General features: G+C 50.5%; 18 protein-coding genes and 1 tRNA gene. 13 read left to right on the top strand and 6 right to left on the bottom strand.

What is annotated here, in order from left to right; translation table 11 throughout:
- The first annotated feature begins 257 nt into the window (after positions 1 to 257).
- On the top strand, positions 258 to 2,456 hold the full coding sequence (speF, locus tag OQV04_RS16270) for an ornithine decarboxylase SpeF (RefSeq protein ID WP_001292415.1): 2,199 nt from the start codon (positions 258 to 260) through the stop codon (positions 2,454 to 2,456).
- The gene (potE, locus tag OQV04_RS16265; protein ID WP_000075845.1) at positions 2,453 to 3,772 is read left to right on the top strand and encodes a putrescine-ornithine antiporter; all 1,320 of its coding nucleotides are present in this window, start codon (positions 2,453 to 2,455) and stop codon (positions 3,770 to 3,772) included. The genes speF and potE overlap by 4 nt, the downstream gene beginning before the upstream one ends.
- A gap of 55 nt (positions 3,773 to 3,827) precedes the next feature.
- Here the strand turns inward: potE and pgm are convergent, their stop codons facing one another.
- Both pgm and seqA read right to left on the bottom strand, forming a co-directional pair.
- On the bottom strand, positions 3,828 to 5,468 hold the full coding sequence (pgm, locus tag OQV04_RS16260; protein WP_001297249.1) for a phosphoglucomutase (alpha-D-glucose-1,6-bisphosphate-dependent): 1,641 nt from the start codon (positions 5,466 to 5,468) through the stop codon (positions 3,828 to 3,830).
- Positions 5,469 to 5,493: 25 nt separating this feature from the next.
- On the bottom strand, positions 5,494 to 6,039 hold the full coding sequence (gene seqA / locus OQV04_RS16255; protein ID WP_000848387.1) for a replication initiation negative regulator SeqA: 546 nt from the start codon (positions 6,037 to 6,039) through the stop codon (positions 5,494 to 5,496).
- A gap of 184 nt (positions 6,040 to 6,223) precedes the next feature.
- Between seqA and ybfF the strand changes: the two genes are divergently transcribed.
- From ybfF to fur, 5 genes are all read left to right on the top strand, one after another.
- Positions 6,224 to 6,988, top strand: coding sequence for an esterase (gene ybfF, locus OQV04_RS16250; RefSeq protein WP_000773296.1), 765 nt, complete (start codon positions 6,224 to 6,226; stop codon positions 6,986 to 6,988).
- Positions 6,989 to 7,127: 139 nt separating this feature from the next.
- Entirely contained in the window at positions 7,128 to 7,421 is a 294-nt protein-coding gene (gene ybfE, locus OQV04_RS16245; RefSeq protein ID WP_001300829.1) for a LexA regulated protein, read from the top strand.
- 139 nt (positions 7,422 to 7,560) lie between these two features.
- The gene (gene fldA / locus OQV04_RS16240; protein WP_001018618.1) at positions 7,561 to 8,091 is read left to right on the top strand and encodes a flavodoxin FldA; all 531 of its coding nucleotides are present in this window, start codon (positions 7,561 to 7,563) and stop codon (positions 8,089 to 8,091) included.
- A 209-nt stretch (positions 8,092 to 8,300) separates the two neighbouring features.
- The gene (uof, locus tag OQV04_RS16235) at positions 8,301 to 8,387 is read left to right on the top strand and encodes a fur leader peptide (protein WP_001406816.1); all 87 of its coding nucleotides are present in this window, start codon (positions 8,301 to 8,303) and stop codon (positions 8,385 to 8,387) included.
- Positions 8,380 to 8,826, top strand: a complete 447-nt coding sequence (gene fur, locus OQV04_RS16230; protein WP_000131702.1) for a ferric iron uptake transcriptional regulator — start codon at positions 8,380 to 8,382, stop codon at positions 8,824 to 8,826. Before uof ends, fur begins: the two co-directional genes overlap by 8 nt.
- Positions 8,827 to 8,909: 83 nt before the next feature.
- Here the strand turns inward: fur and chiQ are convergent, their stop codons facing one another.
- From chiQ to nagE, 4 genes are all read right to left on the bottom strand, one after another.
- The gene (gene chiQ, locus OQV04_RS16225; protein WP_000733592.1) at positions 8,910 to 9,236 is read right to left on the bottom strand and encodes a ChiQ/YbfN family lipoprotein; all 327 of its coding nucleotides are present in this window, start codon (positions 9,234 to 9,236) and stop codon (positions 8,910 to 8,912) included.
- A 49-nt stretch (positions 9,237 to 9,285) separates the two neighbouring features.
- Positions 9,286 to 10,692: a chitoporin ChiP gene (chiP, locus tag OQV04_RS16220; protein WP_032280506.1), complete on the bottom strand. Its 1,407-nt coding sequence runs from the start codon at positions 10,690 to 10,692 to the stop codon at positions 9,286 to 9,288.
- A gap of 579 nt (positions 10,693 to 11,271) precedes the next feature.
- Positions 11,272 to 12,936, bottom strand: coding sequence for a glutamine--tRNA ligase (gene glnS, locus OQV04_RS16215; RefSeq protein ID WP_001287134.1), 1,665 nt, complete (start codon positions 12,934 to 12,936; stop codon positions 11,272 to 11,274).
- A 267-nt stretch (positions 12,937 to 13,203) separates the two neighbouring features.
- Positions 13,204 to 15,150, bottom strand: coding sequence for a PTS N-acetyl glucosamine transporter subunit IIABC (nagE, locus tag OQV04_RS16210; RefSeq protein ID WP_032280505.1), 1,947 nt, complete (start codon positions 15,148 to 15,150; stop codon positions 13,204 to 13,206).
- 332 nt (positions 15,151 to 15,482) lie between these two features.
- Between nagE and nagB the strand changes: the two genes are divergently transcribed.
- The 6 genes from nagB to OQV04_RS16180 all read left to right on the top strand — a co-directional run bounded on the left by nagB (position 15,483) and on the right by OQV04_RS16180 (position 21,894).
- Positions 15,483 to 16,283 (top strand): glucosamine-6-phosphate deaminase, encoded by an 801-nt coding sequence (gene nagB / locus OQV04_RS16205; protein WP_001237072.1) that lies wholly within the window; start codon positions 15,483 to 15,485, stop codon positions 16,281 to 16,283.
- A gap of 59 nt (positions 16,284 to 16,342) precedes the next feature.
- The gene (gene nagA, locus OQV04_RS16200; RefSeq protein ID WP_274446534.1) at positions 16,343 to 17,491 is read left to right on the top strand and encodes an N-acetylglucosamine-6-phosphate deacetylase; all 1,149 of its coding nucleotides are present in this window, start codon (positions 16,343 to 16,345) and stop codon (positions 17,489 to 17,491) included.
- An 8-nt stretch (positions 17,492 to 17,499) separates the two neighbouring features.
- Complete coding sequence (gene nagC, locus OQV04_RS16195) at positions 17,500 to 18,720, top strand: DNA-binding transcriptional regulator NagC (RefSeq protein ID WP_000187594.1); 1,221 nt, start codon at positions 17,500 to 17,502, stop codon at positions 18,718 to 18,720.
- A 47-nt stretch (positions 18,721 to 18,767) separates the two neighbouring features.
- Positions 18,768 to 19,520 carry a ribonucleotide monophosphatase NagD gene (gene nagD, locus OQV04_RS16190; RefSeq protein WP_000153129.1) on the top strand — a complete coding sequence of 251 codons (753 nt, stop codon included), beginning with the start codon at positions 18,768 to 18,770 and terminating at the stop codon, positions 19,518 to 19,520.
- Between the two features lie 256 nt (positions 19,521 to 19,776).
- Positions 19,777 to 21,441 (top strand): asparagine synthase B, encoded by a 1,665-nt coding sequence (asnB, locus tag OQV04_RS16185; protein WP_000337081.1) that lies wholly within the window; start codon positions 19,777 to 19,779, stop codon positions 21,439 to 21,441.
- A gap of 379 nt (positions 21,442 to 21,820) precedes the next feature.
- Positions 21,821 to 21,894: transfer RNA gene (locus tag OQV04_RS16180), tRNA-Met, on the top strand.
- The last annotated feature ends 2 nt before the right edge of the window (positions 21,895 to 21,896 follow it).

Genomic DNA, 21,896 nt, shown 5'->3' with positions numbered 1-21,896 from the left:
AGGAAGGCGACAAGCGAGTGAATCCCCAGGAGCTTACATGAGTAAGTGACTGGGGTGAGCGAACGCAGACGCAGCACATGCAACTTGAAGTATGACGAGTATAGCCAGTTACCGGGCTGGTCTGGGTTATTGCATCTGCAAAAAGCAAACTACTGATTTATTTATCAGCGGTGGAGCTTTGCTTTTTTCCGGCGTGATCGATTTCTCCTTTGAGAAATTGAGGACCTGCTATTACCTGAAATAAAGAGATGAACAAAATGTCAGAATTAAAAATTGCCGTTAGTCGTTCTTGCCCGGATTGTTTTTCCACTCATCGTGCATGCGTGAATATAGACGAAAGTAATTATATTGACGTTGCCGCCATTATTTTATCAGTCAGTGATGTTGAACGTGGAAAACTCGATGAAATAGACGCTACTGGCTATGACATTCCTGTTTTTATTGCAACGGAAAATGAAGAACGTATACCAGCAGAATATCTTTCACGTATTTCTGGTGTCTTCGAACATGGAGAAGCACGCAAAGAATTTTATGGTCGTCAGTTAGAAACCGCTGCCAGCCATTATGAAACTCAACTGCGCCCACCTTTCTTTCGCGCACTGGTCGATTATGTCAATCAGGGCAACAGCGCATTTGACTGCCCCGGTCATCAGGGCGGCGAATTTTTCCGTCGCCATCCGGCGGGGAATCAGTTTGTGGAATACTTTGGTGAGGCGCTGTTCCGTGCCGACTTGTGCAACGCCGACGTCGCGATGGGCGATCTGCTGATTCACGAAGGCGCGCCATGCATTGCACAGCAACATGCAGCAAAAGTGTTTAATGCCGATAAAACCTACTTCGTTTTAAATGGCACTTCATCTTCTAACAAAGTGGTTTTAAACGCCCTGCTGACACCGGGTGATCTGGTGCTATTTGACCGCAATAACCATAAGTCTAACCACCACGGGGCCTTGCTACAGGCTGGTGCAACACCGGTTTATCTGGAAACAGCACGTAACCCGTATGGTTTTATCGGTGGTATTGATGCGCACTGCTTCGAAGAAAGTTATCTGCGTGAACTGATTACAGAAGTTGCACCGCAACGGGCAAAAGAGGCGCGTCCGTTCCGCCTCGCTGTGATTCAGCTAGGCACCTACGACGGTACGATTTATAACGCCCGCCAGGTGGTGGATAAAATTGGTCATCTGTGTGACTACATCCTGTTTGATTCCGCATGGGTCGGCTATGAACAGTTTATTCCGATGATGGCTGACTGTTCGCCGCTGTTGCTGGATCTTAATGAGAACGATCCGGGTATTCTGGTTACGCAATCCGTACATAAACAGCAGGCTGGTTTTTCTCAAACTTCACAAATCCATAAAAAAGACAGCCACATCAAAGGGCAACAGCGTTATGTACCGCACAAACGCATGAACAACGCCTTTATGATGCATGCCTCCACCAGCCCGTTCTATCCGCTGTTTGCCGCACTGGATATCAACGCCAAAATGCATGAAGGTGTCAGCGGTCGTAATATGTGGATGGATTGTGTGGTAAATGGCATTAATGCCCGCAAACTGATCCTCGATAACTGTCAGCATATTCGTCCGTTCATACCTGAACTGGTGGATGGTAAACCCTGGCAGTCGTATGAAACAGCGCAAATTGCGGTTGATCTGCGCTTCTTCCAGTTTGTACCAGGGGAACACTGGCATTCTTTTGAAGGCTATGCAGAGAATCAATACTTTGTCGATCCATGCAAACTGTTGCTGACAACCCCAGGTATTGATGCACGTAACGGCGAATATGAAGCGTTCGGTGTACCCGCGACGATTCTTGCTAACTTCCTGCGCGAAAATGGCGTAGTGCCGGAAAAATGCGATCTTAACTCCATCCTCTTCCTGCTGACTCCGGCAGAAGATATGGCCAAACTTCAGCAACTTGTTGCCCTGCTGGTACGCTTCGAAAAACTGCTTGAGTCCGACGCGCCATTAGCAGAAGTGCTACCTTCCATCTACAAACAGCATGAAGAGCGCTACGCCGGTTATACCCTGCGTCAGTTGTGTCAGGAAATGCATGATTTGTATGCCCGCCACAACGTGAAACAACTGCAAAAAGAGATGTTCCGTAAGGAGCACTTCCCACGCGTCAGCATGAATCCGCAAGAAGCCAACTACGCCTATTTACGCGGTGAAGTGGAACTGGTTCGTCTGCCGGATGCTGAAGGCCGTATCGCTGCCGAAGGTGCGCTTCCTTATCCTCCGGGTGTGCTGTGTGTTGTTCCGGGTGAAATCTGGGGTGGTGCTGTTCTGCGTTACTTCAGCGCTCTGGAAGAAGGGATCAACCTGCTGCCAGGTTTTGCACCGGAGCTGCAGGGTGTCTATATCGAAGAACATGATGGTCGTAAGCAAGTTTGGTGCTATGTCATCAAGCCTCGTGATGCGCAAAGCACCCTGCTGAAAGGGGAAAAATTATGAGTCAGGCTAAATCGAACAAAATGGGCGTCGTTCAGTTAACCATACTGACGATGGTCAACATGATGGGCTCCGGTATCATCATGCTGCCGACAAAGCTTGCCGAAGTTGGGACAATCTCAATTATCTCCTGGCTGGTGACAGCCGTAGGCTCAATGGCACTGGCATGGGCATTCGCAAAATGCGGTATGTTCAGCCGTAAATCAGGAGGTATGGGCGGTTATGCCGAGTATGCTTTCGGTAAATCCGGTAACTTTATGGCGAACTATACCTACGGCGTCTCACTGCTGATTGCTAACGTCGCGATTGCTATTTCGGCGGTTGGTTACGGCACCGAACTGCTCGGCGCGAGTTTGTCGCCAGTGCAGATTGGTCTTGCGACCATCGGGGTGCTGTGGATTTGTACCGTGGCTAACTTTGGTGGTGCGCGCATTACCGGGCAAATCAGTAGCATTACTGTGTGGGGAGTCATTATTCCGGTCGTCGGTCTGTGCATTATTGGCTGGTTCTGGTTTAGCCCGACGCTGTACGTTGATTCCTGGAATCCGCATCATGCACCGTTCTTCAGTGCGGTAGGTTCTTCCATCGCTATGACGCTGTGGGCTTTTCTTGGTCTGGAGTCTGCGTGTGCAAATACTGATGTAGTGGAAAACCCGGAACGTAATGTGCCAATCGCGGTACTCGGCGGTACGTTAGGTGCGGCGGTGATTTATATCGTCTCCACCAACGTGATTGCCGGGATTGTGCCAAATATGGAGCTGGCAAATTCAACGGCACCATTTGGTCTGGCCTTCGCGCAGATGTTCACGCCGGAAGTGGGTAAAGTCATTATGGCGCTGATGGTGATGTCCTGCTGCGGTTCGCTGCTTGGCTGGCAGTTCACCATTGCCCAGGTGTTTAAATCTTCATCTGATGAAGGCTACTTCCCTAAAATTTTCTCCCGTGTAACCAAAGTGGATGCACCGGTGCAGGGAATGTTGACCATTGTGATTATCCAGAGCGGGTTGGCGCTGATGACGATTAGCCCGTCGCTAAACAGTCAGTTCAACGTGCTGGTTAACCTGGCCGTGGTGACCAATATCATTCCGTATATTCTGTCAATGGCGGCATTAGTCATTATTCAGAAGGTCGCTAATGTGCCCCCCTCAAAAGCGAAAGTTGCAAACTTTGTTGCTTTTGTTGGCGCGATGTACAGCTTTTATGCGCTGTACTCATCCGGGGAAGAAGCCATGCTGTACGGTTCCATCGTGACCTTCCTTGGTTGGACACTGTATGGTCTGGTATCACCACGCTTTGAACTGAAAAATAAACACGGTTAAAAAAGCAAAGTAAAAAAGGGCGATCTTGCGACCGCCCTTTTTTTATTTAATGTGTTTACGCGTTTTTCAGAACTTCGCTAACAATCTCAACCGCTTCTTTCTCAATCTGCTTGCGATGTTCTTCACCGAGGAAGCTTTCGCAGTAGATCTTATATGCGTCTTCCGTGCCTGACGGACGCGCGGCGAACCAGCCGTTGTCAGTCATCACTTTCAGACCGCCAATAGAAGCACCGTTGCCCGGAGCAGCAGTCAGGCGCGCGGTGATAGGGTCACCTGCCAGGGTGCTGGCGCTCACCATTTCCGGAGACAGCTTAGACAGCGCCGCTTTTTGTGCGGAAGTCGCAGCTGCCTGCAAACGGTTGTAGCTCGGCGCACCAAAGCGTTTTGCCAGTTCGTTGTAGTGTTCCTGCGGGTTCTTACCGGTGACAGCGGTGATTTCCGCCGCCAGCAGACACATGATGATGCCGTCTTTGTCGGTGGACCACGGCGTGCCGTCGAAACGCAGGAAGGAAGCCCCTGCGCTCTCTTCGCCGCCAAAGCCGAAGCTGCCGTCGAACAGACCATCAACAAACCATTTGAAACCTACCGGGACTTCTACCAGTTTACGGCCCAAGTCGTTGACCACACGGTCGATCATCGCAGATGAAACCAGCGTTTTCCCAACGGCAACATCTTTGCCCCACTGCGGACGATGCTGGAACAGGTAATTGATCGCTACCGCCAGGTAGTGGTTCGGATTCATCAAACCTGCCGGAGTGACGATACCGTGACGGTCATAATCCGGGTCGTTAGCAAACGCCAGATCGAACTTATCACGCAGTGCCAGCAGGCCCGCCATCGCACACTCAGAGGAGCAGTCCATACGGATCGCGCCGTCTTTATCAAGGTGCATAAAGCGGAAGGTTTGATCGACCTGATCGTTAACGATAGTCAGGTTGAGGTTGTAATACTCGCCAATACGCTTCCAGTATTCGATACCGGAACCGCCCAGCGGATCAACGCCAAGCGTCAGGCCCGCTTTCTGAATCGCCGCCATATCAACGATATCGGCCAGCCCTTCCACGAACGGCTGCACCAGATCCTGCTCTTTCACATGACCGGATGCCATCGCTTCGTCGAGGGAGATACGCTTCACGCCTTTCAGGCCATCGGCCAGCAGTGCGTTGGCACGATCTTCCACCACTTTAGTGACGTTGGTATCTGCCGGGCCACCATTTGGCGGATTGTATTTGATTCCACCATCTTCCGGCGGGTTATGGGACGGTGTAATCACGATACCGTCTGCCAGCGGGCCACCTTTTTTATTGTGAACCAGGATGGCATTGGAAACAGCAGGCGTCGGAGTGAAGCCATTGTTTTCCTGCACAATAACATCTACGCCGTTCGCTGCCAGCACTTCCAGAACGGAAATAAATGCAGGTTCGGACAGGGCGTGAGTATCTTTACCCACATAGCAAGGGCCAGTGATGCCGTTTTTCGCACGTTCTTCAGCAATTGCCTGAGCGATCGCCAGAATGTGCGGCTCGTTAAAGCTGTGGCGCGCTGCACTGCCACGGTGACCGGAAGTACCGAATTTCACCGCGTGCTCCGCATTCCCTGCTTCTGGTTTCAGTACATAATATTGCGCCGTCAGTTGGGCGACGTTAATCAAATCACTCTGTTGTGCAGGTTGGCCTGCACGATTGTGGATTGCCATTGCTTTGTCCTTTGTCTGCAACGTTTTAGATAGTTCCGCAAACCTTCTCAATCAATTCCGCCGGGAATTGCATCGACTGCATGATGTGTTCGATCATGCTGCATTTACGGCCGGTGTTGGTGTTGGTGATCACCCAATACGGCGTGCCTGGCACATGTTTCGGCTTGGTCTGATTACCATTTTTCAGCAGCGTTTGTTCATCTGCCGCAAAGTAAACGCGCGTACGACCGTGCAACGATTCCGTTGCTTCGGCAAACGCCTGGGCGTCAAGAGAATATAGTGTAGACAACAGCAGCATAAAGCGATTGACCGCTCGCTTTTGCTCTGCGTATTCATCCGAAAGCAGAAGTTCACGCATTGCGCGAACCTTGTCTTTAATCGTTTTGACCGGCTTCGCTTCGACGATAGCAGGTGACGCAACGCGAACCTCTTTCGTCACCGGAGCAGCAGGCTGTGATGCGGCGGAAAATTTCAACATACGCCGTAAAATGTCGGATGCGCTCTCGCCGATATGCTTAGTGTGGCTGGCAATATAGCTGTAGAGTTCATCATCAACTTCAATCGTTTTCATCTTAATCCAGTGCAGTGTCTTAGCTGAATACAAGTCGCCAGGAGTATATGAATAAATCCCGGCAGCGGATAGCGTCAAGCCTGGCTTGCAGAAAAACTCGGAATAAACCTTATTTGTTGCAGCCCTGTGGCACAATGGTCAACATAATACCCTAACCCGACAACGCGAAAAAAAGAACTTTGCCATGAAATTGAATATCCGCGCGCAAACTGCACAAAACCAGCACAATAATTCTCCCATCGTTCTTGTCCATGGTCTGTTTGGCAGCCTCGACAACCTTGGCGTACTGGCTCGCGATCTGGTAAACGATCACAATATCATCCAGGTTGATATGCGTAACCACGGTCTTTCACCGAGAGATCCGGTAATGAATTACCCGACGATGGCGCAGGATCTTGTTGATACCCTGGATGCACTGCAGATCGACAAAGCAACATTTATCGGTCACTCCATGGGCGGTAAAGCGGTAATGGCACTTACTGCACTGGCCCCCGATCGCATCGATAAACTGGTGGCGATCGATATCGCACCGGTCGACTATCACGTACGCCGTCATGATGAGATTTTCGCGGCTATCAACGCGGTCAGTGAATCGGACGCACAAACTCGCCAGCAAGCAGCAGCAATAATGCGCCAGCATCTTAATGAAGAAGGGGTGATTCAGTTTCTGTTGAAATCTTTTGTTGACGGGGAGTGGCGCTTTAACGTGCCGGTATTGTGGGATCAGTATCCGCATATTGTGGGTTGGGAGAAAATCCCGGCATGGGATCACCCTGCCCTGTTTATCCCTGGTGGTAATTCTCCGTATGTTAGCGAGCAGTACCGTGATGATTTACTGGCACAATTTCCACAGGCACGGGCGCATGTGATTGCAGGCGCGGGTCACTGGGTCCATGCTGAAAAACCGGATGCGGTATTACGCGCTATCCGTCGCTATCTCAATGATTAACGCAACTGATTAAAAACCCAGCGTCCGCGTCGCTTTCCGCGCGTGGGCGTTGGCGTGACTCATCGCGCTGATGTATTATGGCGCGCTATCCATCCGGGCAGAGGCCTGGCTGATTGTTTCCCCCGAAGTCACCAAGATCATGGCCAAAGAACAAACGGACCGTACGACATTAGATCTGTTCGCGCACGAGCGTCGACCGGGACGACCGAAAACTAATCCGCTTTCGCGCGATGAACAGCTGCGTATTAATAAACGCAACCAACTAAAACGCGACAAAGTACGTGGCCTTAAGCGTGTCGAACTGAAGCTGAACGCGGAAGCTGTCGAGGCGCTGAACGAGCTGGCGGAATCGCGCAATATGAGCCGTAGCGAACTGATCGAAGAGATGTTAATGCAGCAACTGGCGGCGCTGCGTAGTCAGGGCATCGTTTAAATTTCCACTTTCATGTAGCACAGTGTGCAGTCCTGCTCGTTTGCTGATTCCGCAAGACTGCCTGTTCTGCTATGATTGCCTTTATCCGTGGGCAATTTTCCACCCCCATTTCAATAAGTTTCAAGAGGTTATTTCACTCATGGCTATCACTGGCATCTTTTTCGGCAGCGACACCGGTAATACCGAAAATATCGCAAAAATGATTCAAAAACAGCTTGGTAAAGACGTTGCCGATGTCCATGACATTGCAAAAAGCAGCAAAGAAGATCTGGAAGCTTATGACATTCTGCTGCTGGGCATCCCAACCTGGTATTACGGCGAAGCGCAGTGTGACTGGGATGACTTCTTCCCGACTCTCGAAGAGATTGATTTCAATGGCAAACTGGTTGCGCTGTTTGGTTGTGGTGACCAGGAAGATTACGCCGAATATTTCTGCGACGCATTGGGCACCATCCGCGACATCATTGAACCGCGCGGTGCAACCATCGTTGGTCACTGGCCAACTGCGGGCTATCATTTCGAAGCATCAAAAGGTCTGGCAGATGACGACCACTTTGTCGGTCTGGCTATCGACGAAGACCGTCAGCCGGAACTGACCGCTGAACGTGTAGAAAAATGGGTTAAACAGATTTCTGAAGAGTTGCATCTCGACGAAATTCTCAATGCCTGATGTGATGCGGCGTAGACTCATGTCTACGCCGTATTAATAGATAATGCCAATCAAAATAATTGCTACAAATTTGTAACTTTTGCTGTTGTACCTGTACAATGTCCCGGTGTTCAAGTGGCCTTGCCGTTGTAAATGTAAGCTGTGCCACGTTTTTATTAACAATATTTGCCAGGGACTTGTGGTTTTCATTTAGGCGTGGCAATTCTATAATGATACGCATTATCTCAAGAGCAAATTCTGTCACTTCTTCTAATGAAGTGAACCGCTTAGTAACAGGACAGATTCCGCATGACTGATAACAATACCGCCCTAAAGAAAGCTGGCCTGAAAGTAACGCTTCCTCGTTTAAAAATCCTGGAAGTCCTTCAGGAGCCGGACAACCATCACGTCAGTGCGGAAGATTTATACAAACGTCTGATCGATATGGGTGAAGAAATTGGTCTGGCTACGGTATATCGCGTACTGAACCAGTTTGACGACGCTGGTATCGTCACCCGCCACAATTTTGAAGGCGGTAAATCCGTATTTGAACTGACACAGCAACATCACCACGATCACCTGATCTGCCTCGACTGCGGCAAGGTTATCGAATTTAGTGATGATTCCATCGAAGCGCGTCAGCGTGAAATTGCCGCAAAACATGGCATTCGCCTGACTAACCACAGTCTCTATCTTTACGGTCACTGTGCCGAAGGCGATTGCCGCGAAGATGAGCACGCGCACGAAGGCAAATAAGCCAGTCTGAACGAGAAAAGCCAACCTGTAGGTTGGCTTTTTTATGCAAGGGAAATAAGAAAAGCGAGAGTTACAGCTCTCACTTATTTGTTATTACTGCGAATTTCCTGCCAGACCTTATCACAATCGGCTTTCACCGCCTGATCATTTCCGGTTTGCGTTGCACGCAGACACTGCTGATAATCCAGTACGCGTACACTTTCCTGGTCGGCAAACTGCTGATGTTGTTTCTCTTTCTTCAGCACGTTTAACACGCTCTGGCAGGCTTCAATTTTTTCTGGCGAACCTTGTGCGGTGTTGATACAGGCGCTGTATGCCTCTTTCAGACGGCTGTCTTCCTGTGGCGCGGTTGATTGCGCACAAGCCACCAGCCCCGATGCCATCATGGCGATGAGAATCAGTTTTTTCATAGCAAATTCCTCAAATGTGCGGCAGGCACAAAACCTGCCGCGTCGGGCATCAGAAGATGGTGAATGGTGCGATTACCATAAATTTCACGTCACGCTCATCCTGGAAGATGTTGCCGTAACCACCGCCCCAGCTTGGGATGTCGGAGTGGTTGTCGTATTCGGTGAAGTGCAATTTGAACATCGTGCCCTTGGCGCGGCCATCCTGAATGGTGTAGACCGCATCCAGGCTGTATGCAGATTCTTCAATAGTCCGGTTCTTGTCGTAGTACGCATCCGGATTGCTCTGCCAGGTCGCAGGTTTTGCATCCCATGCGTAAACGTAGGAAGCGCCGATGGCGAAGCCTGGAAGATTCCAGTTTTTCAGGTCATACATCGCACCGAAGAAGACCGCTTTTTCGCCGTTAGCGTTGAAGTCGGAACGGTTATCCCACCAGATATCCAGGCGGCCGTTGGAGGAAGCGTAGGTTGGAGTCATACGTTGCAGGAAGTATCCCTGCTGACCTTCAGCCTTAACCCAGGTGCCTTCGAGGCGCAAATCCACTACGTCAGCCGCCCGGTAACCAAAGGTCAACGCTTGCAGCCAGGCGGTGCCGTCATAAAGATCGTTGACGCTGCGATCGTCAACTTTATCGCGCGTACCGTAGAACTGGTAGCTGGTGGTTAACGGGCTACCGGCGATATCAAATTTGTAGCTGGCTTTGGCAAAATATTGATCGATATACCCTTCCGCCTGACCAAATGCCGCTTCCAGTATGAAGTTATTTTTGAAGTCGTATTTCGCCCCAAGGGAGTGCAGATAATCAACTTTGGTGGTTTTATCGTTCTGATAAAACTCATCCATTTCCAGATGCCACGGTGCTTTGTATTCGTTGGTCCACATGTAGGAGAAACTCAACGCACCAGCATCGCCGTAATCAAAATTCGCTCCGGCTTCCGCACCCTGATAAGTACCCGGCATAAAGCTCCAGTGAGGCGCTAACAGCGTCTGACCGGTTGGCTGAATATAACCTGCCCTCGCCCAAACCGGACCGTATTTAAATTTGGCCGCAGCTTTATACAGGCTTATACCGCTTTTGTCGCCGGACCAGTCTTCGTCATAGGCTTTATTACTTTTTGAAAACGCGATTTCGTTCGGGTGAGAGCTGTCGCCGTTTTCCGCCATTTCAATCGCCGTAAACGCAGCAATATCAAGGCCGAACATATCAGCAGCATAACCGGACTGAAAATCGAGGTTGGCATTCCAGGTGGAGTGAGAAAGGTTGGTTTTGTATTTGTCGCCGTCGGTAACATCTTTACGGTCGCGTTCACGCTGCCAGTAATATATACCGCCGGTTAAGGTTGAATCGTCGATGAATCCTTCGGCGCGAGCCTCCGGCATTGCCATAAAGCCCGACATTGCTGTAACACCGGCGATAGCCAGCGCCAGCGTACTACGTTTGCCACTAAACGTACGCATGGGTTAATCCTCTTTGACGTATAAATTGCTGCACCAAAGGTGAACAGCGAAAAAAAATAAAAATTAAAAAAGTAGCGTTGAGAAAAGTCTCGCTGACTACAGGAACAGACTATTTTTCGCGACGCGAATTATCAATCTCTTTCTGTAACCAGAATGTAAGAACATGAGCAACCGCACATATTTTGATGATTTTTGTTACAAGGCTTAAGTTTGCGGTTGAAAGGCTTGCAGAAGAATAAAAGCGTGAATTTCCAGCAAGATGAAAGCGGTTATATTTTATTTAATTATGTTTTGTTATTTTAAATTTATTTTATGGATAAATTGCGAAGCGGAATTAATTCGCGAAGAAAAGCAGAAAAAACGCCGCAGACCGCGGCGTTTGGGATTGTTTGCATGTTTCTTGCCGGATGCGGCGTGAACGCCTTATCCGGCCTACAAAAGCACGCAAACTCAATATATTGCAGAGATCATGTAGGCCTGATAAGCGTAGCGCATCAGGCAATTTAGCGTTTGAAACTGTTTGTCTGTTCCTTGCCGGATGCGACGTAAACGCTTCACCCGGCCAGGTAAAACTTAAAATTACTCGCCAACTTTCGCCCAGGTATCACGCAGCCCAACGGTGCGGTTAAATACCGGTTTTTCGGCAGTGGAATGGCGGCTGTCGAGGCAGAAGTAACCTTCACGCTCAAACTGGAATGCTTTACCCGCTACCGCATCTTTCAGCGACGGTTCAGCAAAGCCCTGTTTGATCACCAGCGATTCCGGGTTAATCACCGACAGGAAATCATCCGCAGCACCTGGGTTAGGCACGCTGAACAGACGATCATACAAACGGATTTCAACCGGCAGCGCATGTGCCGCGCTCACCCAGTGAATAACACCTTTGACTTTACGACCATCTGCCGGATCTTTGCTTAAGGTGTCGGCGTCATAAGTACAGAAGATGGTGGTGATATTACCTTCGGCATCTTTCTCGACGCGTTCTGCCTTAATCACATAAGCATTACGCAGACGCACTTCTTTACCGAGCACCAGACGTTTGTACTGCTTGTTAGCTTCTTCGCGGAAATCGGCGCGATCGATCCAAATCTCACCGCTAAACGGCACCTGACGGCTCCCCATTTCCGGTTTGTTCGGATGGTTCGGCATGGTAACCATTTCGCCTTCGCCCTGATAGTTTTCGATAACCAGTTTCACCGGATCGATAACCGCCATTGCGCGCGGGGCGTTTTCGTTGAGATCTTCACGGATGCAGGATTCCAGCGACGCCATCTCAATGGTGTTGTCCTGCTTGGTCACGCCGATGCGTTTGCAGAACTCACGAATAGAAGCCGCAGTGTAACCACGACGACGCAGACCGGAAATGGTCGGCATACGCGGGTCATCCCAGCCTTCAACGTGCTTATCGGTCACCAGCAGGTTCAGCTTACGCTTGGACATCACAGTGTATTCCAGATTCAGGCGCGAGAATTCGTATTGGCGCGGGTGAACAGGAATGGTGATGTTGTCCAGTACCCAGTCGTACAGACGACGGTTATCCTGGAACTCAAGCGTACACAGAGAGTGCGTAATACCTTCCAGGGCATCGCTGATGCAGTGGGTGAAGTCGTACATCGGGTAGATGCACCACTTGTTGCCAGTCTGGTGGTGTTCAGCAAATTTAATGCGGTACAGCACCGGATCGCGCATCACGATAAACGGTGAAGCCATGTCGATTTTCGCACGCAGGCAGGCTTTACCTTCTTCAAAACCGCCGGTACGCATTTTCTCGAACAGCGCCAGGTTCTCTTCAACGCTACGGTCGCGGTACGGGCTGTTTTTACCCGGCTGCGTCAGGGTGCCGCGGTATTCGCGGATCTGTTCCGGCGTCAGTTCATCAACGTACGCCAGGCCTTTATTGATCAGTTCGATCGCATAGGCGTGGAGCTGATCAAAATAATCGGAGGAGTAACGGACGTTACCAGACCAGTGAAAACCTAACCACTCTACGTCGTTTTTGATCGAATCGACATACTCGATATCTTCTTTTACCGGGTTAGTGTCGTCGAAACGCAGGTTGCACTGGCCTTTATAGTCCTGGGCGATCCCGAAGTTCAGGCAGATAGATTTCGCATGACCGATATGCAGATAGCCATTCGGCTCCGGCGGAAAACGGGTGTGTACTGTGGTGTGCTTACCACTGGCCAGATCTTCATCGATGATCTGACGAATAAAGTTAGTCGGGCGGGCTTCTGCCTCACTCATCGTGGATTCCTCAAAGCGTAAACAACGTATAACGGCGTATGATCTTATAAGCGGGACAGGCTGACAACTGTTAGTTTTTTAAAATTGATAATCTAACAAGGATTATGGGGATGATTGATGAAAAAAAAAGCGGCAGAGAAGATCTCCACCGCTTTTGCCAGTCCTGCGTCATTGTTGGATGCGACGCTTAAGCGTCTTATCCAACCTGGACTGAGCTTTTGTAGGCCTGATAAGACGCGTCAAGCGTCGCATCAGGCATAAAGCAGATTACTTTTTGATTTCATACAGCGGCGTTTGACCCGCCACAACATGCCCCTGAGCTTTAATGATAAGGCCGCTGAAATCGTCGATATTGCTGCAAACCACCGGGCTAATCATCGAACGGGCGTTAGCGTTCAGGTAATCCAGATCCATTTCCAGAATCGGTTGTCCTGCGCTTACCTGCGCGCCCTCTTCCACCAGACGTTTAAAGCCTTTACCTTCCAGCGCTACGGTGTCGATACCCATATGGACGACGATCTCCGCGCCTTTATCGGTTTCCAGACAGAACGCGTGGTTGGTGTTGAAGATTTTCACGATTGTCCCTGCGGCTGGTGATACGACGATTTTATCTGTCGGTTTCACCGCCACACCGTCACCCACCGCTTTGCTGGCGAATGCTTCGTCAGGAACCTGATCCAGTGCCACGACATCACCGGTAATCGGCGATACCAGCTCCGCGATAGATACCGCGTTTGGTACAGCCTGCGGTTTTGCTACAGGAGCGGTAGTTGCCGGAGTTGCTTCAGCAGAGGCAGCTGCTACCGGGCCACGGGCAACGACTTTCTTCATCGCATCGCCGATGGATTCTGCTTTCGCGCCAACAATCACCTGAATAGTCTGTTTGTTCAGTTTTACTACACCAGAAGCACCCAGACGTTTACACATCGTATCGTTAACGCGGGCAGAGTCAGCCACTGTAAGGCGCAGACGGGTGATACAGGCGTCAATTGCTTTCAGGTTGTCAGTGCCGCCAACCGCAGCAATATAGTTGGTCGCCAGTTGATTGAGGCCTTCTTCAGTGTTGCTGTTGGCTTCTTCAGTAACGATCTCGTCTTCTTTATCTTCACGACCCGGCGTTTTCAGGTTGAACATGCGGATAACCAAACTGAACACCACGAAGTAGATAGCGAAGAAGACAACCCCCATAACCAGCAGCATCCAGACGTTCTGGCTGGCGGCCGGCAGGTTATACATCAACGCGTAGTCGATAGCCCCCGCAGAGAAAGAGAAGCCAGCATGGATACCCAGCAGCGTTGCCACAAACAGGCTGATACCGGTCAGCAGTGCGTGCAGGAGGTACAGCAGCGGAGCAAGGAACATGAACAGGAATTCCAGCGGCTCAGTCACACCGGTCAGGAACGCAGTAACAGCAACAGAAAGCAGCATCCCGCCAACCATCGGACGACGCTCTTTCGGTGCTGCGAAGTACATCGCCAGCGCCGCACCCGGCAGACCGAACATCATGATCGGGAAGAAGCCGGACATGAACATCCCCGCGGTGCCGTCACCAGCGTAGAAACGGTTGATGTCGCCGTGGAAAACCGTACCCGCCGCGTTGGTGAATTCACCAATCTGGAACCAGGCGATGGTGTTCAGCACCTGATGCAGACCGGTTGGGATCAGCAGACGGTTGATGAAACCAAAGATACCGGAACCCAGCGCGCCCGCAGAAACGATCCACTCGCCGCCTGCATGGATAGCGTGCTGTACCGGCGGCCAGACGTAACCAAAAATGGCCGCCAGCACCAGACAGAAGAAGCCGGTGGCGATCGGCACAAAGCGTTTGCCGCCGAAGAAGCTCAGGAAGTCCGGCAGTTTAATATCGGACCAACGGTTATAGGCTGCGCCACCAACCAGACCGGTAATGATACCCGCCAGTACACCCATGTTAATTTCTGGGTTGATGGTCACCATCGCTTTGGTTAACACAAAGTAACCTACCGCACCCGCCAGCGCCGCCGCACCTGCGCTGTCTTTCGACCAGCTGGATGCCACACCGATGGCGAAGATTAATGCGAGGTTATCAAAAATCGCACCGCCCGCCTGGGCAATAAACGCAACGTTAAGTAAATCTGGCTGACCGAATCGCAGCAACAGTGCCGCCACCGGCAGCACCGCGATAGGGAGCTGTAACGCCCTACCGAGTCGCTGGAAAAAACCTAAAATATTCATCTTATTCCCCCTACGAGAACCCTATTTGGCTCGTTTAAAGCCGTATTTTTATTTTGCTGCAAATTGTACTGCCGATGTTCTGTAATCAGATTGTTAGATCATCTGCTACAGAGTGTGTGAAAATTTAATTCGTATCGCAAATTAAACGCGTGTCTTTTGTGAGTTTTGTCACCAAATATCGTTATCATCACTCCCTTTTACTGGCTAAACCAGAAAACTTATTTTATCATTCAAAAAATCAGGTCGGATTGACGCCTGTCTGCGCAAATCCAGGTTACGCTTAAAGATGCCTAATCCGCCAACGGCTTACATTTTACTTATTGAGGTGAATAATGAGACTGATCCCCCTGACTACCGCTGAACAGGTCGGCAAATGGGCTGCTCGCCATATCGTCAATCGTATCAATGCGTTCAAACCGACTGCTGATCGTCCGTTTGTTCTGGGCCTGCCAACTGGCGGCACGCCAATGACCACCTATAAAGCGTTAGTCGAAATGCATAAAGCAGGCCAGGTCAGCTTTAAGCACGTTGTCACCTTCAACATGGACGAATATGTCGGTCTGCCGAAAGAGCATCCGGAAAGCTACTACAGCTTTATGCACCGTAATTTCTTCGATCACGTTGATATTCCAGCAGAAAATATCAACCTTCTCAACGGCAACGCCCCGGATATCGACGCCGAGTGCCGCCAGTATGAAGAAAAAATCCGTTCTTACGGAAAAATTCATCTGTTTATGGGCGGTGTAGGTAACGACGGTCATATTGCATTTAACGAACCGGCGTCTTCTCTGGCTTCTCGTACTCGTATCAAAACCCTAACTCATGACACTCGCGTCGCGAACTCTCGTTTCTTTGATAACGATGTCAATCAGGTGCCAAAATATGCCCTGACTGTCGGTGTTGGTACACTGCTGGATGCCGAAGAAGTGATGATTCTGGTGCTGGGTAGCCAGAAAGCACTGGCGCTGCAGGCCGCCGTTGAAGGTTGCGTGAACCATATGTGGACCATCAGCTGTCTGCAACTGCATCCAAAAGCGATCATGGTGTGCGATGAACCTTCCACCATGGAGCTGAAAGTTAAGACTTTAAGATATTTCAATGAATTAGAAGCAGAAAATATCAAAGGTCTGTAATTGTTATCCCTGCCCTGGCTCCTTGCTCAGGGCAATATTTTTTAAAATCGGGGGTCAGAATGTATGCATTAACCCAGGGCCGGATCTTTACCGGCCACGAATTTCTTGATGACCACGCGGTTGTTATCGCTGATGGCCTGATTAAAAGCGTCTGTCCGGTAGCGGAACTGCCGCCAGAGATCGAACAACGTTCACTGAACGGGGCCATTCTCTCCCCCGGTTTTATCGATGTGCAGTTAAACGGCTGCGGCGGCGTACAGTTTAACGACACCGCTGAAGCGGTCAGCGTGGAAACGCTGGAAATCATGCAGAAAGCCAATGAGAAATCAGGCTGTACTAACTATCTGCCGACGCTTATCACCACCAGCGATGAGCTGATGAAACAGGGCGTGCGCGTTATGCGCGAGTACCTGGCAAAATATCCGAATCAGGCGTTAGGTCTGCATCTGGAAGGCCCGTGGCTGAATCTGGTGAAAAAAGGTACCCATAATCCGAATTTTGTGCGTAAGCCTGATACCGCGCTGGTCGATTTCCTGTGTGAAAACGCCGACGTCATTACCAAAGTGACCCTGGCACCGGAAATGGTTCCTGCGGAAGTCATCAGCAAACTGGCAAATGCCGGGATTGTGGTTTCTGCCGGTCACTCCAACGCGACGTTGAAAGAAGCGAAAGCCGGTTTCCGCGCGGGGATTACCTTTGCCACCCATCTGTACAACGCGATGCCGTATATTACCGGTCGTGAACCGGGCCTGGCGGGCGCGATCCTCGACGAAGCTGACATTTATTGCGGTATTATCGCTGATGGCCTGCATGTTAATTACGCCAACATTCGTAACGCTAAACGCCTTAAAGGCGACAAACTGTGTCTGGTTACCGACGCCACCGCGCCAGCAGGTGCCAACATTGAACAGTTCATTTTTGCGGGTAAAACAATATACTACCGTAACGGACTTTGTGTGGATGAGAACGGTACGTTAAGCGGTTCATCCTTAACCATGATTGAAGGCGTGCGTAATCTGGTCGAACATTGCGGTATCGCACTGGATGAAGTGCTGCGTATGGCGACGCTCTATCCGGCGCGTGCGATTGGCGTTGAGAAACGTCTCGGCACACTCGCCGCAGGTAAAGTAGCCAACCTGACCGCATTCACACCTGATTTTAAAATCACCAAGACCATCGTTAACGGTAACGAGGTCGTAACTCAATAAGAGAAAGTATGACACCAGGCGGACAAGCTCAGATAGGTAATGTTGATCTCGTAAAACAGCTTAACAGCGCGGCGGTTTATCGCCTGATTGACCAGTACGGGCCAATCTCGCGGATTCAGATTGCCGAGCAAAGCCAGCTTGCCCCCGCCAGTGTAACCAAAATTACGCGTCAGCTTATCGAACGCGGGCTGATCAAAGAAGTTGATCAGCAGGCCTCCACCGGGGGCCGCCGCGCTATCTCCATCGTCACCGAAACCCGCAATTTCCACGCAATCGGCGTACGGCTTGGTCGTCATGACGCCACCATCACTCTGTTTGATCTCAGCAGCAAAGTGCTGGCAGAAGAACATTACCCGCTGCCGGAACGTACCCAGCAGACGCTGGAACATGCCCTGCTGAATGCCATTGCTCAGTTTATTGATAGCTACCAGCGCAAACTGCGCGAGCTGATCGCCATTTCCGTTATCCTGCCAGGGCTTGTTGACCCGGACAGCGGCAAAATTCATTACATGCCGCATATTCAGGTAGAAAACTGGGGGCTGGTAGAAGCACTGGAAGAGCGTTTTAAAGTGACCTGTTTCGTTGGTCACGATATCCGTAGTCTGGCGCTGGCGGAGCACTACTTCGGTGCAAGTCAGGATTGCGAAGACTCCATTCTGGTGCGTGTCCATCGCGGAACCGGGGCCGGGATTATCTCTAACGGGCGCATTTTTATTGGCCGCAACGGTAACGTCGGTGAAATTGGCCATATTCAGGTCGAACCGCTGGGTGAACGCTGCCACTGCGGCAACTTTGGCTGCCTGGAAACTATCGCTGCCAACGCCGCTATTGAACAACGGGTGTTGAATCTGTTAAAGCAGGGCTACCAGAGCCGCGTGCCGCTGGACGACTGCACCATCAAAACTATCTGCAAAGCCGCGAACAAAGGCGATAGCCTGGCCTCGGAAGTGATTGAGTATGTCGGTCGTCATCTGGGCAAAACCATCGCCATTGCCATCAACCTGTTTAACCCGCAAAAAATTGTTATTGCCGGAGAAATCACGGAAGCCGATAAAGTGCTGCTCCCTGCTATTGAAAGCTGCATTAATACTCAGGCGCTGAAGGCGTTTCGTACTAATCTGCCGGTGGTACGTTCTGAGCTGGATCACCGCTCGGCAATCGGCGCTTTTGCGCTGGTAAAACGCGCCATGCTCAACGGTATTTTGCTCCAGCATTTGCTGGAAAATTAATGTGCTTTTATAGTGGCGCTTATTGTTGTCAATATTCTGGGTAGTCCATGACCATTAAAAATGTAATTTGCGATATCGACGGCGTGCTGATGCACGATAACGTCGCCGTACCGGGTGCAGCGGAATTTTTGCACGGGATTATGGATAAAGGCCTGCCGCTGGTGTTGCTGACCAACTATCCTTCGCAGACCGGGCAAGATCTGGCGAACCGCTTTGCCACTGCCGGTGTCGATGTACCTGACAGCGTGTTTTATACCTCTGCGATGGCGACCGCCGATTTCCTGCGTCGCCAGGAAGGCAAGAAAGCGTATGTGGTGGGCGAAGGCGCACTGATTCATGAACTGTACAAAGCCGGTTTCACTATTACCGATGTGAACCCTGATTTCGTGATTGTTGGCGAAACGCGTTCCTACAACTGGGACATGATGCATAAAGCGGCCTATTTCGTCGCTAACGGTGCACGCTTTATCGCCACCAACCCGGATACTCACGGGCGCGGTTTTTATCCGGCCTGTGGCGCGTTGTGTGCAGGGATTGAGAAAATCTCCGGGCGCAAACCGTTCTATGTTGGTAAGCCGAGTCCGTGGATTATCCGCGCGGCATTAAACAAAATGCAGGCACATTCGGAAGAAACGGTGATTGTCGGCGATAACCTGCGTACCGATATTCTGGCCGGCTTCCAGGCCGGTCTGGAGACGATTCTGGTGCTTTCTGGTGTTTCATCGCTCGACGATATCGACAGTATGCCGTTCCGCCCCAGCTGGATTTACCCATCGGTCGCTGAAATCGACGTTATCTGAATAGCAACCACGTCTCAGGACGTGGTTTCTTATTTTTACCCATCATTAAAATCATACCATTCAATAAAACTCGCCAAAAATTATCGATCCATCAATAAATACATCACCGCACCCTCCCCTTTTTCACAAATCAGCAATCACCATTACGTTTTTTATTTTTTCACCGCCAAATCGCTTGCGCACAGTGCTGCTTTGCGGCATTTTTTTAAACAAGCAAACACAACAAGCAACAAATACCAGGTTAACGGAGAAGGTTATGTGTTCAATTTTTGGCGTATTCGATATCAAAACAGACGCAGTTGAGCTGCGTAAGAAAGCACTCGAGCTGTCACGCCTGATGCGTCATCGTGGCCCGGACTGGTCCGGTATTTATGCCAGTGATAACGCCATTCTCGCCCACGAACGTCTGTCAATTGTTGACGTTAACGCGGGGGCGCAACCTCTCTACAACCAACAAAAAACCCACGTACTGGCGGTAAACGGTGAAATCTACAATCACCAGGCATTGCGCGCTGAATACGGCGATCGTTATCAGTTCCAGACAGGGTCTGACTGTGAAGTGATCCTCGCGCTGTATCAGGAAAAAGGGCCGGAATTTCTCGACGACTTGCAGGGCATGTTTGCCTTTGCCCTGTACGACAGCGAAAAAGATGCCTACCTGATTGGTCGCGACCATCTGGGGATCATCCCACTGTATATGGGCTATGACGAACATGGTCAGCTGTATGTGGCCTCAGAAATGAAAGCCCTCGTGCCGGTATGCCGCACGATTAAAGAGTTCCCGGCGGGGAGCTATTTGTGGAGTCAGGACGGCGAAATCCGTTCTTATTATCATCGCGACTGGTTCGACTACGATGCGGTGAAAGATAATGTCACCGACAAAAACGAGCTGCGTCAGGCTCTGGAAGATTCCGTTAAAAGCCATCTGATGTCTGATGTGCCTTACGGTGTGCTGCTTTCTGGTGGTCTGGATTCCTCAATTATTTCCGCTATCACCAAGAAATACGCAGCCCGTCGCGTGGAAGATCAGGAACGCTCTGAAGCCTGGTGGCCGCAGTTACACTCCTTTGCTGTAGGTCTGCCGGGTTCACCGGATCTGAAAGCAGCCCAGGAAGTGGCAAACCATCTGGGCACTGTGCATCATGAAATTCACTTCACTGTACAGGAAGGTCTGGACGCCATCCGCGACGTGATTTACCACATCGAAACCTATGATGTGACCACTATTCGCGCTTCAACACCGATGTATTTAATGTCGCGTAAGATCAAAGCGATGGGCATTAAAATGGTGCTGTCCGGTGAAGGTTCTGATGAAGTGTTCGGCGGTTATCTTTACTTCCACAAAGCACCGAATGCCAAAGAACTGCATGAAGAGACGGTGCGTAAACTGCTGGCCCTCCATATGTATGACTGCGCGCGTGCCAACAAAGCGATGTCAGCCTGGGGCGTGGAAGCACGCGTTCCGTTCCTCGACAAGAAATTCCTCGACGTGGCGATGCGCATTAACCCGCAGGATAAAATGTGCGGTAACGGCAAGATGGAAAAACACATCCTGCGTGAATGTTTTGAGTCATACCTGCCCGCAAGCGTGGCCTGGCGGCAGAAAGAGCAGTTCTCCGATGGCGTCGGTTACAGTTGGATCGACACCCTGAAAGAAGTGGCGGCGCAGCAGGTTTCTGATCAACAGCTGGAAACTGCCCGCTTCCGCTTCCCGTACAACACACCGACCTCAAAAGAAGCGTATCTGTACCGGGAGATCTTTGAAGAACTATTCCCGCTTCCGAGCGCCGCTGAGTGCGTGCCGGGCGGTCCTTCCGTCGCGTGTTCTTCCGCTAAAGCGATCGAATGGGATGAAGCGTTCAAGAAAATGGACGATCCGTCTGGTCGCGCGGTTGGTGTTCACCAGTCGGCGTATAAGTAAGAAATGCGAAACAGCCCCGGTGAAATCCGGGGCTGTTTCAGTTATTGAGGTGCTTGTTGATTCTGATATGCAGTAAGGAAATGTTCCGGGTTTGCCACATCACTGTTTGACAACTCATTACTGTAGGCCAGTATTTCATAGATTAATTTCCCACCACTATTGTTAAATTCCGAATTTCATCCTGTATGACAAAAGAATGGCTGTAGGGTGGGGAAAAAACACAAAGTAAACAATAATTGACGAATATAGCGCCACGCTGTTCGCAACCTAACCAAACAGTCACTTTCGAGCAATTTTCCTTGAAAAAGAGGTTGACGCTGCAAGGCTCTATACGCATAATGCGCCCCGCAACGCCGATAAGGTATCGCGAAAAAAAGATGGCTACGTAGCTCAGTTGGTTAGAGCACATCACTCATAATGATGGGGTCACAGGTTCGAATCCCGTCGTAGCCACC

The organism is Escherichia sp. Lx600-2 (assembly GCF_036662595.1).
Lineage (GTDB): Bacteria > Pseudomonadota > Gammaproteobacteria > Enterobacterales > Enterobacteriaceae > Escherichia > Escherichia coli.
This window is presented reverse-complemented; position numbering and strand designations above follow the sequence as displayed.